The sequence below is a fragment of the Rhizobium sp. TH2 genome (genome assembly GCF_024707525.1).
In the GTDB taxonomy this organism is placed as follows: domain Bacteria; phylum Pseudomonadota; class Alphaproteobacteria; order Rhizobiales; family Rhizobiaceae; genus Rhizobium_E.
The window spans coordinates 5,329,352-5,341,857 of sequence record NZ_CP062231.1; the positions used below are offsets into that span (position 1 = coordinate 5,329,352).

Annotated in this window: 8 protein-coding genes and 2 pseudogenes; 2 read left to right on the forward strand and 8 right to left on the reverse strand. The window is 60.8% G+C overall.

The features are described 5' to 3' along the window. Positions 1–85: 85 nt before the first annotated feature. From IHQ71_RS26115 to IHQ71_RS26145, 6 genes and pseudogenes are all read right to left on the reverse strand, one after another. Positions 86–1,138, reverse strand: a complete 1,053-nt coding sequence (locus IHQ71_RS26115; protein ID WP_374990058.1) for a calcium:proton antiporter — start codon at positions 1,136–1,138, stop codon at positions 86–88. Between the two features lie 167 nt (positions 1,139–1,305). Then, positions 1,306–1,503, reverse strand: a pseudogene (locus tag IHQ71_RS26120) (GFA family protein); the annotation flags it as partial. 128 nt (positions 1,504–1,631) lie between these two features. Continuing rightward, a pseudogene (locus IHQ71_RS26130) lies at positions 1,632–2,512 on the reverse strand (protein-L-isoaspartate(D-aspartate) O-methyltransferase); the annotation flags it as partial. Positions 2,513–2,759: 247 nt separating this feature from the next. Beyond that, positions 2,760–3,902 (reverse strand): GNAT family N-acetyltransferase, encoded by a 1,143-nt coding sequence (locus tag IHQ71_RS26135; protein ID WP_258159313.1) that lies wholly within the window; start codon positions 3,900–3,902, stop codon positions 2,760–2,762. After that, complete coding sequence (locus tag IHQ71_RS26140) at positions 3,899–4,894, reverse strand: sterol desaturase family protein (protein ID WP_258159314.1); 996 nt, start codon at positions 4,892–4,894, stop codon at positions 3,899–3,901. The genes IHQ71_RS26135 and IHQ71_RS26140 overlap by 4 nt, the downstream gene beginning before the upstream one ends. A gap of 210 nt (positions 4,895–5,104) precedes the next feature. Further along, positions 5,105–7,006 carry a heparinase II/III-family protein gene (locus IHQ71_RS26145; protein WP_258159315.1) on the reverse strand — a complete coding sequence of 634 codons (1,902 nt, stop codon included), beginning with the start codon at positions 7,004–7,006 and terminating at the stop codon, positions 5,105–5,107. Positions 7,007–7,121: 115 nt separating this feature from the next. Here IHQ71_RS26145 and IHQ71_RS26150 point away from each other — a divergent pair, with 115 nt between their 5' ends. Further along, positions 7,122–8,375, forward strand: a complete 1,254-nt coding sequence (locus tag IHQ71_RS26150; protein ID WP_258159316.1) for a glycoside hydrolase family 5 protein — start codon at positions 7,122–7,124, stop codon at positions 8,373–8,375. Here IHQ71_RS26150 and IHQ71_RS26155 read toward each other — a convergent pair. Both IHQ71_RS26155 and IHQ71_RS26160 read right to left on the reverse strand, forming a co-directional pair. After that, positions 8,369–9,787 (reverse strand): hypothetical protein, encoded by a 1,419-nt coding sequence (locus IHQ71_RS26155; RefSeq protein WP_258159317.1) that lies wholly within the window; start codon positions 9,785–9,787, stop codon positions 8,369–8,371. The two genes, IHQ71_RS26150 and IHQ71_RS26155, sit on opposite strands and share 7 nt — an antisense overlap. A gap of 22 nt (positions 9,788–9,809) precedes the next feature. Then, positions 9,810–10,889 (reverse strand): glycosyltransferase family 4 protein, encoded by a 1,080-nt coding sequence (locus IHQ71_RS26160; protein WP_258159318.1) that lies wholly within the window; start codon positions 10,887–10,889, stop codon positions 9,810–9,812. A 179-nt stretch (positions 10,890–11,068) separates the two neighbouring features. Here IHQ71_RS26160 and IHQ71_RS26165 point away from each other — a divergent pair, with 179 nt between their 5' ends. Then, entirely contained in the window at positions 11,069–12,505 is a 1,437-nt protein-coding gene (locus IHQ71_RS26165) for a lipopolysaccharide biosynthesis protein (RefSeq protein WP_258159319.1), read from the forward strand. Position 12,506 lies beyond the last annotated feature (1 nt).

Here is a 12,506-nt window from a genome sequence, read left to right on the forward strand (position 1 = left end):
GTGCCAACAGCTTGTATCTTGGATGGAAGGGTGTGGGAGCCAGGAAAACCACAAGTGCAGACTTGGCTGTCAGGAACCTTCCGAACTATGTCGCCAAGATCGTGAGTATGATGAACGCGCCGAAGAGCACGAAATGGGTCATCCCTTCGATGGCGTTTGTTTCTCCATCGTTGAGATTTATCGCCGCGACGATGAGCGTAAGCGCCACCATCACGGTCTGCAGCGGCGTCATCGCCATTAGGAGAGGTTGGCCGGTGTACATCGCCAGCGCCTCCATCGCCGGCACAGTCAGGATGACAGTGGAAAGCGAAGCGCCCATCGCAATGTTGATGACGGCCTGCATGCGGTTTTTCAAAGCTGCCCTGAGAGCCGTCAGAATTTCCGGCGCCGCCGAGATCGCCGCGACAACAATGGCAACGAGGGCTGGGGAAATCCCGGTCGCCCGAATGCCGGCATTTAGAAACGTAGACATCACCTCCGCAAGGAAGCCGATAATCGCGATGCCGACGACGATCATTGCGATCGAAAAGACAAACGGTGGCGGCCGCCTCTTTCCGTCACTGTCAGCCTGTTGTTTGGCCAAGGCGTAGCTATATCGGAAGAAGCCGGAATGGCGCCCGACCTGCATGCGCACGAAGAGGGCATACAGGGTCAGCATCGCAAAGATCGTGAAGATCGAATAGAGGTGCAATCTGGCCTGCGGCACAAACTCGGGCACGATCATCGATAGGCCCATCGCCGTCATGATCATGACGCTGTAAGTGCGCCCCGAATCGTCATTGTAGGGTTGTTCGCCATGCTTCAGGCCGCCGATGAGTGCTGAAAGCCCGATGATGCCGTTGATATCGAGCATGACCGCAGCATAAATCGTATCGCGAACAAGGGTTGGCGAGTTCTCGGAACTCATGATGATCGCCAGTATGACGACCTCGATGAGGACCGCGGACAAGGTTAGGATCATCGTACCGTAGGGGTCGCCGATTCTCTGCGCCAGCGCCTCGGCGTGACGCGCCACGCGAACCGAGACCGTCACGATCGCCACAAGCAGGATCGCGAAGATCACGAAGGCAGCACCGGATCCCCCAGCAAGGAGCTTGTCCTCACTCGACAGGATTGCGAGCCCCGCGAACAGGGCCAGAGCTGATCGACTCTCCGGCCAAAATCGGCTCACTTCAAACCTCGTGCTGGAGAACTGCAAGGATCAGGATCACCACCACGATCGCAGAAGCGATGATCGCCATTTTCTTCAATCGGGTCATCATCGTGCTCCGGCTATTCAACCCTTATAATGGAAGAAGTGTTTTGTCAGAATTTCTCTCGGGTTTCTTCCTCCGGAAGCCCGGGACCGACATCTGCCCAGGCAAGCCTGCTTTCGGAGCCATAATGTCCAGCGGGCGTTCTCCGTTCCGGATGATCCAGCGAGCCGGCCGTCAGCCTGATAAGGTCGTCGTCGTCATATTGCAGGAAGAGCGGCGAGCCGCATTCCGGGCAGAAGCCACGTGAGTCTTTGGATCGACCTTTCGAAAATAGAGGCGATACTCGCCGGATTTCAGCTTGCGGACCATGAGCGGTCTCCTTCGGAGACCAATCGCCGATTTCCGCAGATGTTCCCTATGATGTCGATCCGGACCGACGATGTTGAAGCCGTGTCGCTCGATCAGCCGGCGGGTAATGGCATCGCGTGCGCGATAGAATTCCGACGTGCCGTGGGAGGCTTCGCCCAACAGGATGATGCGCCTGTCGGCAAAGCGATCGAAGGCGGCCGCGAAACCCGGATCGTCCAGCTCAGGCAAAGCTTCCGCCCGGGAAGCTATGAGCTTCGGCAATGTCAGTGTCTTGTCGATCGCAACCGCCTTGCCTGAAGCATTATTGATCTCTTATCTCCTCCCACCAGCGGAACGAAAATGACCGCGCCCAAGTCCTCTTCCTGGAACGTCGTGGCGCTCGAGCGGGTGATCTTGATGAGGCGCTGGCCGCTTGCGTCGCCGACCGGCAGGATCAGCCGCCCGCTGACGTCGAGTTGATCGGTCAGCGCGACCGGAATTTCGGCACCTGCCGCGGCGACAAGGATGGCGTTGAAGGGACCAGCCGTTGCCCATCCAAGCGTGCCATCGCCAGTCCTCACCTGGATGTTGTCGTATCCGAGTTCCTCGAAGCGCTGTTTGGCTCGCTTGGCGAGGCTGTCGTGGCGCTCGATGGTAAAGACCTGATCGGCAATGCGGCTGATCACGGCGGCGGCGTATCCCGAACCCGTTCCCACTTCCAAAACTGTGTCTGCAGGCAAAATGCCGGCCTGCTCAAGCATGAGGGCCACGATATAGGGCTGGGAAATGGTCTGGCTTTCCTTGATCGGAAGCGGAGAATCCTCATAAGCGAATTCCTCGAATCCGGGTTCGACGAAGAATTCGCGCGGCACTTCCTGCATGGCGCGCAGCACTGCCTCATCCTTGATGCCGCGACGTCGAAGATGGGTTTCGATCATCCGCCGGCGGACGGAAACATAATCGCGCATGATGGCCTCCCTGGCTTGTTGGGTTAGGCCGGCGAGCCGCGTTCCTGCGTGTCGATATATTTGGATTTGTCTCCACGGGGCATGGGGAGATCCTCCTTGATTGGGAAGAGGTAGAACAGCGCTGCCAGGCAATCGTTCCCTGCACGGATCTGTTATCTGCCGGCGCAAAGGGTACTACTGTCGAGGATTGCCCATGGAATGTCACCCATTCCTTGATCTCCTGATGTCCCGGCTGACCGAAGCCTCGTCAAGCCTCCTCCGGGAGGCTTTCCGCGTTTGACCGGATACCATCCCTGCGGAGGGCGCGCCTGATGCGGTCCATCCGTTCCGCCAGCATCCCCCGCAGCGTACGCGTCCCGATGACCGAATTGAGCGTCACGGATTCGGTTGCGAAACGTTCCTTGAAAGCCTCGCCGCCGCAGAGGAAATCCACCGTCTTCAATCCATTGTCGAAAGACCAGCGGGTGTAATCCATGATCAGGATCGTGCCCGGCGACGCCGCGCCGAAATCAGGGTCATAGGTCGTTACCCAGCACATCAACGTGCCCTTCTGGACGAAGTTCACCGAGGCGGCGATCACGACGCCGTCGCATTCCAGCACGAAAAGACGCAGCACACCCCGGCGCGCCAGCGCTGCGACAAGATTATGGAGTGTCAGCTTCTCCTGGTCGAACAAAGAGGACCGGCGATCGCGCTCGACCAGCCACTTGCGCTTGAGATCAGCAATCCGGTCGAGCACCGGCTCCACCGCCTCGTCCGGCGCGAGAAGACGGAATTGCAGTTTGCCGGACTTCTCGAGCGTGTTGCAGCCATGTCGGTAGTTCTTCCGCGTCTTCTTCGACAGGCCATCATACCATGCCGCGCCGTTGGGCCAGGTGCCACTAATGCGATGGCTGACCTCTGTGCGGTGATTGGGCCGAAGCCTGATGCCGCCCCGTATATCCGATGCAAACAGGCCGAGCGCATTGATATGCGGCCGCATGCGATTGAGGAAGGCGAGATCGAAGCCGCCGGACGCCGACAGCCGCGACCAGATTCGTAACAGCGCAGCAGGCCGGCAATCCGGCGCCATGAGGATGCCGCCATAGTCCGATACGCTGACGGCCGCCCATTCCAGGAAGCGCAGGCCCTTGCGGCGGCCGATCGCCAGCGGCACGACGGCGGCGAGCCGGTCGCCATTCCATACGAGGCCGATCCTAAGGCTGCGCGGCGCCTGGACGGACGCGGTCTCCCACCATGCCGATATCCAGTCATGGCTCTGGAAAATCAAGCCATCGACGTTCGTCCAGAGCTCGGTCCAGGCCGGCCCGATTTCTCTTAGCCGTTCGGATGTCCGGACGATCTCCAACTGCTCGGCGCCCGCTGTGCCGATCGGCAAGGCGTGGTTCATGGCTGGCCGCCGTTTTCTGTCTGGACAACCTCGTCTTGCCGCTTGCCGAACAGCTTGGCCACATGACCCCACATCCTCATGAGCGGCATGACATAGAGGCCGAACAGCGACTGGTAGCTGCGAACATCATGGTCCGTGAGGCCGAACTTGAAATCCTCGTCCGGACGCGGCACGCACAGCGTCCCGAAAAGCCGGTCCCAGAATGCAAACAGAAGTCCGAAATTCTTGTCGTAGTGGCGCGGATCGACGCTGTGATGCAACTGGTGCCAGTGCGGGCAGATGATGAGGTGATTGAGCGGGCCGAACGAGATCTTGTAATGGGTATGACGAACGAAATCCATCATCAGGAGATTTCGTACGACATAGACATTGACGCCGAAGAGGGTGATTTCCACCAGATCAAGCGCGACCAGGCTCCACAGCCCGAAGCACAGGCCGACAATGACGCCATCCCATGCACGGTTCATCAGGTCGTCGAGCGGATGCACCCGGTCCTTGGTGATCCCGACAAGCACCTCGGCCGAATGATGGACCTTGTGCAGTTCCCAGAGGAAGGGGAAGCGATGCTGTGCGTAGTGATAGAGATAATAGGAAAGATCATAGGCGAGCAGCATTGAGGCGGTGAACAGGACGATCGTCACCGGGCCGGCGGGTCCGCCCAGCAACGGTCCGGTCAGGCCGAACACCCAGCTTATCGACTGGTTTGTAACATAGCCGACGGCGGCGATGAAGGTGATGCCCGCCGGAATGAGCAGGAAGGGCATAATCAGCCTTTTGGCGATCCAGAACAGCAGGTCGGCGCGCGCCGAGGGATGCATGATCACCTCCTTCGGCAGCGCGAATTCGAAGAAGTCGGCCAGCGACTTGTGCTCAACCGCGCGCCAATAGGCGATCACCGCGCATACGAAGGCCGTCAGCAGGATGACGCCCGGCGTCATCAGGTCGACATTCGCGATTTTATGCGACACGGCGGTCACGAATTCGGCAAGCATGGTACTCTGGCTCCCCGGTCGCGCATCGCGGCCTCAGGTGATCTTCAATTGTGTCTCTCGCGCTCGAACCAAGCGCAACGGATATCGACATGCCCCACGCCATTTATATCGGATGGGTAGCGGCGGAAGTTGCTGAATATCAAAACGTGTTTAACGCCGGAAGACGGAATGTTGCGGCGCAGCATCGGCTGCTTGAGGAGGATTTCGAGGCTATTCCATCCGCTCTGTAGGCAAGAACCGGGTGATCACGCCCTCTTTACCGACATTGCCGTGCCAAACCACACGATTAGCCGGAATTTTGATGCCGAACCGTGGCGAAATCCAACCAACTTCCGGGCCACTGCCGCCGCGCGAGATCGTTATTTCATCGCTGGGGAGTACGATTTTCAGCAAGGGCCGGTCATCGTCATATATCGTCACCACGGCACCCTCGTGACGGGTGGCCAGTTCCGGGGCAAGCTGGAACACGATTTCGCACACTTGTGTGCCACCCAGCAGCCGATCGGTCACGTCGATGCTTTCAGCACCAAGCGTAACCATGCGCTCATGCACCACGCCGAAGCGGCGCTGATAGCCGTCATGCCTGCCACGAAGATTCCAATTCGGGGGCGGGTCGCTCGCGACAAGTGTCGTGGTGGCCTTGTGCGACCAATTGAATTTGCCCGACATGATACTCTGGCTTTCGCCCGCAATATTCAGCGTGTTGTGCGCCGGTGTGGAGCGGAACCAGTCGCGCCAGATACCGCCGGAGCCATAGAGATAGGTGCCGGGATCGACCAGCACCGGCCGTCCATCGATAGTGAGCGTCAGCGAAAGCGCATCGGCATGGCCGTGTGCTGCGATCGAGAGATAGCCGAGCGGTCCATGATCGAAGGTCAGGTCGATCTGTTGCCCCCCAATCTCTCCGTGCCAGACGGAAAGCCCACCCTCGGCAAAGGTTTTCAGGCCACGCGGCGGGTCGGCGGGTGCTGAAGGCCATCCGAAGAACAAGGAACGAAAATCGTCTGGAACCGCAGGGTTTCGCGGTTGTCTGAGAAAGCCGCGAATGGCCGAGCCAACGGATTGGGCATAGTGCGGCTCGTTGCCTGATGTGAGCACGCGCCCCTCGTCATCGTCGCCGAAGCCGGTTTCCGGGCCGAGCCAGTCGACGAAATCGGCAAAGGCAGAGAGGCGCTCATAAGCCGCCAGCGGGAACGGTTCATCCGCCATTCGTGCCGCGAGAGCCGAGAGAAGAATCATTTCGGCTGTGAAGGCGGCATAGGTGGGGCTCTGCTCGGCACCCGAGCCATCGGCAAGAATCTGTTTCCGCACTTCCGCGACAAGGTCGTCTCTGGCAGAGCGGCCATCGGTTCCTAACGCAACACCCAGGAGATATTCCCCAGCGAGTTCCGCGACCCGGTGATTGTTGGCCGAGGAATGCAGCGATGGAAAGCGCGGCAGCCAATGGGCGCTCGCCGCGAGGATTTCGCCCGCTTGTTGAATTGTCTTCTCATTCAGACGATCGGCCACGAGATCGAGCATGACCATCAGGCTGATCGCCCGGAGTGCCACTTCGATGCCGGACGCCCAGCCGGCGGCACGGAAGGGTGGATTGGCGCCGTGCCAACTGTCGATCGCCGCCTCGATTGCGATGCGGCTGCGGTCATCGCCCTCCAGCAGCAGGTGCGCGGCGAGCGGCGGCAGAAATTGCAGCCTGTTGATCTCCCAGACATATTTCACGTCGCCGAGACTGCCATCGTGGCGAAAGTCGATGTCGAAGGCATAGGTCTCGGGTCCGGGCCAGAATCGCCCTGTGACCGGGTCCAGCCGCCATAGATCAGGTGGAAACAGGTTCGCGGGATCGCGTTTCGGCCATTCCTGACCAAGGGCGGCGAAGTGTCCCGCCAATGTTTTCACGGCAGCGTCGGCAATCGCGGCCCGTGCCGCCGGCCTCGCTGCGTTCACGACCGCGCGGAGACCTGGAAAGACGGGGCGCAGTGCGGAAGCGGGATAGCGTTCCCAGCCTTCATCCCGTCCGCGCGAGACGATCTTGCGGCGCTTCTCATCGAGCCGGTGCAGCAGTTCCGCCGGCCCCATGCTGCGCAAGCGCGCTATGTACCACCCTAGTTTCATCGCGGTCCCGCCGGAATTTCATTCCTGTTATACTATGCCGGCGTAAAACCGTTGAACTCTGGCCGGATTTTTCGTTACTGCGGTTAACGGGCAGACGGCCAATGGGAGAACGGCGATGAAGAGACTGCTTTGCGCGTGTGCCGTGCTGCTTGCCATGGCCGCGTCGGGTGAAGCGGCTGCGCTCAAGCTTTCGCGCGGCGTCGGCGTTCACGAATGGCTCAACTGGTCGCCGCTCGCTGACGACGGGACCTATCGCTGGCCGCCCTATCGCCCGGTGGAGGCGTGGCTTTCAGGCGGTCGCCCGCTTCGGGATTGGCCACCCGGCGATCAATTTGCGCGTATTCGCTCCATGGGTTTCGATTTCATCCGTCTGAGCGTCGATCCGGGCCCGCTGCTCGCCAGCAAAGGGAAGCGCCGCAAGCAGGCGCTCAAGGTTCTGGAGCGGGCCATAAAACACGTCACGGCCGCCGATCTCAAAGTGGTGCTGGATCTTCATAGTGTAAGTCAAGTGCCGGCCTATGGCATCGATCTGGTCAATGGCCCTGCCGATAGCGAAGGCATCGCCCAATATCGCGCCATGGTGAAGGATGTGGCCGCGATGCTGGCGAATACCAGCACCGGCAGGGTGGCGCTCGAACCATATAATGAGCCGGCTCACTATCCCTGCGATGCGAGCGGCACCGACGATTGGCAGAGGATCATATCGGGCACGGTAGCCGATATCCGTTCCGTGAGCCGCGACCTACCGATCGTCGTCACCGGGGGCTGCGGCGGCAGCATCACGGGCCTCACCGATATCGATCCGGCGTTCGACGATCCGAATATCTATTACAGCTTCCACATGTATGAGCCTCATAGCTTCACGCATCAGCGGCTTGATGATCCCAAGGGCTTCAGTTCCGGCCTGCCTTGGCCGGCGGCCCGGGGCGCGCCCGAGGCCGTGGTTGCCCAGCTCACGTTCCGCATGACGACGGCCGGCCTGGATGAAGCCCAGCAGGTGCTGAACATGGCCTTGATCAGCGGCGATATCGAAAAATATTTCATCGAGAACTGGGGTCTGCCACAATTGCAGGCGCGGATGGGCGAGGCGGTCGCCTGGGCAAAAAAACATGACATTCCCACGGAGCGTCTGTTCATGGGCGAATTCGGTGCCATGCTGATGTCCGCTGACGGACGCTCCGGCGCCAATAATACCGACCGGCTGCGCTATATCGGGGCGGTCCGGCGGGAGGCGGAGCGGTTCCGGATTCCATGGTCGATCTGGGAATATTCCAATCCGCATGGCATGTCGGTGATCGAGCCCAGGGGCCCGGCCGTGCCGGATCGAGGTTTGCTGAAGACGCTGGGACTGCAGGGCGGCGATCAGTAGCGTGTCATGTCCAGCCGCTGATCGATGAAAGCGCGTTTGCCATCCCGGCCAGTTGCGATCCGGCCGACCGGTTCGGCCGTGTAGAATAGGCGGTCTTGCGACCGGACCTGCAGATCATTTACGAACCGCGCGATATCGTCGGAGTTTCCGTCCGGGGCGGGAATATATCGGATTAGCACCTTGCCCGGCGCGTCCTGATACAGCTGGAACTCGGCAATACCCTTGAAAAAGCGCTCGTCCTGCGAGGTGAGCGCGGTCGCCACCACGCGTTCCCCATCCACGGCGATCAGATATTGCGGCTTGCGTCGCGGCGCGAGATGGCGGACGCGAAGCCTCTGTCCGTTCGCTGGCGTCGGCATCGCGACCAGGCGGGCAAAGTCGCCGGTATCGTAGCGGATGAAAGGCATTCCGGTCGACAGGAACCCTGTTCCGATCAGGCGCCCCTCCCGTCCGGGCTCGGTCACCGGATCGCCCTTCTCATCCACCAGCTCTGCAAGACCATAGAGCGGATTGAATTCGTAGACGCCGTCCTCGCCGGGCACTTCGGCGGCAAACAGCACTTTCTCGCTGAGCCCATAGAAACAGGCGAAGAATGGATTGCCCAGCACGTCACGAATGAAGGCGCGCTGATGATCGAAGATCGGTTCCGAAATCGGCAGGATTCCCTTGATAGGCAATCTGGGTATCCGGCCGAGCCTTCGCATGTGACGACAGAAGAGCTCGATGGCGGAGGGATAGCCGTAGAAATACTGGATGCCGCGCGCGTCGATCAGGTCCAGATAGGTGGCGGCGTCCTCTACGGTCAATGGAAACACCGACAGCCGCAGTTCGCGGAGCGCTGGGTCCCATTCGTGTATGCGCGCACCGTCGTCCTGCAGGCTGAACCCACGGAAGGAGGCACGGGCGTCGCCTTCGCCATAACCGATGCGGCTCCAGGCGTCGTAAACGAATGCCATTTCGCGGCCGCTGCGATCCTTGTCGAGATAGAAACTGAGTGGTTTCTCGGCATTCGAGCCGGCGGTCTCGCCTGGATCGACCTGCCAATGCGGCACGGCAAGCGCATCATCGCCGGCTGCACGAAGCTCTGCCTTGCCGAGCACCGGCAGCCTCCTGAGATCGGCGAGATCGATGCCGGCTGCATCGAATTTCGGCCCGAACGTCTTGTCGATCGTCTCGCGATAGAACGGGCTGCCGGCATGCGCCTTCGCCAACAACGCGCGCAGCACCGCCTGATGTTCCGTATCGGCAACCCGCGGATCAGCGGCTGCGCGGGAAATGCGTTGGCGCCACAGCCGATATGTGCGGCCGAATTTGAAGCTGGTCGGCACCAGCGCCACCGCTGGAGCGAGCAGATTGCGCACAAAGCGTGGGCTGCGCACATAGGCACCGCGCAATATGTCCATGAGTTTCATGCGTCCGTCTCCCCCGAGACCCCTATCCGGCCGCAGCCTTCCATATGTTGCAGATCGTCTCCGCGAATGGCGCGAGTTCCAGGCATTCGCGATGCACTGCCTGCGCGGCCGAACCGAGACGCGCCCTCAAAGCCGGATCGTTGACGAGCCGCAGGAGCGCGTCGGTGAGAGCCGGAACATCGCCTGGCGGGACAAGAAGCCCGGTCTCTCCGTCCTTGATGATATCCTCGACCGCACCGACCGGCGTAGCGACCACGGCGAGCCCGGCGGCCATGCCTTCGATGACCGAGACCGGCAGGTTCTCCGCGAAAGACGGCAGGACCAGAATGTCGGCCGAAGCGATCAGTGATGCGACGGTCGCAGGCCCGACCCAACCGGGAAATGCGATGCGATCGCCAAGACCCAGCGCCGCCGATCTGGATTTCGACGCCTCGACATCACCATCGCCGGCGATCGTCGCCCGCCAGCCCGGATGATCGTGCATGTCATGCAATGCGTCGATCAGTTGCGGTACGCCCTTGCGCTCTCCGACACGTCCGAGAAACAGGATATGGACGGTATCCCCCCCGCCGACATGCGCAAGCGATGGTGTTTCGGTCGCATTCGGCACGATTGCAATGTGCTCCGTCGCACCCGGTGCACGGCCGGCGATGAAGTCGCGCCATGTCCGGCCGAGAACCACCACGCGGGCGGCACGCTCGAACATCGAGCGGATCCGCCCGCTCAGAAAGCTGGTGTCGCTGTTCCAGAACAGCCGGTATTCCGAGCCATGCAGGTGCAATATGTAGGGAATGCCGAGCAACCGCGCGAATGCCGCGATCAGCAGCTTGCGATACGTGCTGCCATAGCTCGATATGTTGATGTGCACGACATCGGCGCGGCCGGTAATGCGCGCAGCCAGCATCCTCAAGCAGAATCCAATCACATAGAGGCCCGAAAGTGCCACATGTCCCGAACCGCGACTGATCAGGAAACGGGCATCGATATCGGCGCGCTTCTCCCGATCGAGCTCTTTCTTGAGCGATGCCATGATACGGTCGATACCGCCTTGCCCGGTGGGTCCGGACGGAATCGAGACCAGAACATGGAGCGGTTTTGCCAAGGGTACACCATTTGTCATCATATGCTGGATATCATGGGGCCGATTGTGCGGCAAAGCAAAGCTGCCGTTAAGCTTTACAGCGCCCGTAACGAACTCGAATCCTTCGATCTTTGGAAATATCGCTAGGCATCGCGGCGGTCTGAAGCTATTTCAAAAAGGGACACTTCAAGGACGATCCCTTGCTACTGCGTTCGACGCTCATCTATGCCCCGGCGATCCTGCTGACGCGCGTCTCGGCGCTGCTCCTGCTCGTCATCGCCACGCGGCTGATCGACCAGACGGAATACGGCCTGTTCACGCTCGTCGTCACAACAGGTGAAATGACCGATATCGCCGTCACCAACTGGCTGCGGATTGCGCTTCTGAGGCTTGGCGGCAAGGGCGAGATCAGTCGCGGCAGCGTGATGATCGCGGGCAGGCTTCTTCTCGGCACGACGACGCTGGCGCTCGGAATATCGGTGATCGCGGCGATGGCCGTCGTGCCCGAGCGCTGGAATGAATTCGCGATTGCTGTCTGCGCCTATCTCGTCGCGGGCGCGGTGAGCCGGTTCGCACTCACCGTGTTGCAGATGCAGCAGCGCCATTCCGCCTATTCCACGCTCGAATTCCTGCGCGCGGTGCTGCAATTGGCGCTGCCGATAGCGGCGATTATCGTCTTCCCGAATTCGTTTCTCGGCATGTCGCTCGGTTCGAGCCTGGGCGTATTGCTCGCCGGCGTGGTCGCGAGCGCCATGGCTTTCGGCCATCTCGTGGCTGGTCCGCCGCGTTTCACGGCGAGGGAATTCGCAGTGATCGGCGTGCCGCTGGTCATCATGGCGCTCGTCGGTTTTGGTCTCAACAGCGCCGAGCGGCTGATCCTCAAGCTCTATCACGATGCCGGCGCAGTGGCGATTTTCGCCGCGGCCTATGCGCTGGCGCGGCAGCCGATCGATATGGTCGCCAATGCCATCAATATGGGCGGCTTCCCTGAAGTGGTCAGCCGCTTCGATAGCGAGGGACCGGCCGCTGCCGGAGAATTCCTGACCGGACTGATGGCATTGATGTTCCGGCTCTGCCTGCCCGTTGCGGCCTTGCTCGTCGCGCTAAGTGCGGACATCACCGGGCTTGCTTTGCCGGCGGATTATCATGACCAGACCGCCCGGCTCTTCCCGGTCATCGCCTTCAGCGTCCTCTGCGCCAACCTGACCAGTTTCGTCTATGGCAGCGTGGTGCATGCGCACAAGCGGCAATGGCTGCTGATCATCGCCAATGCCATCGGCTCGGTGGCGGCGATTGCTCTCTCCATGATCCTGATCCCTACCATGGCCGAGTTTGGCGCGGCACTGGCGCTGGCCGGCGGGTCGGTATCCGCGCTCATCGCCTGCTTCATCATCAGCGAAAGACTGACGCCGGTGCCGGTGCCTTGGCATGATATCGGCCTGTCACTCGTCATCTCGACCAGTACCGGTCTCGCCGCGTGGCTCGTGACCTGGATTCTTGGCGACGCGCATTCCGTGGTCAGGCTCTTCGCGGGAGGAGCCATCGGCGGTCTGGTTTTCCTTGCATTGAACGCCAGGTTTCACCGCGAGGCGACAACACGGATCGTCACCAGGGTGCTCGCCAGAATAAGAGGCTGAC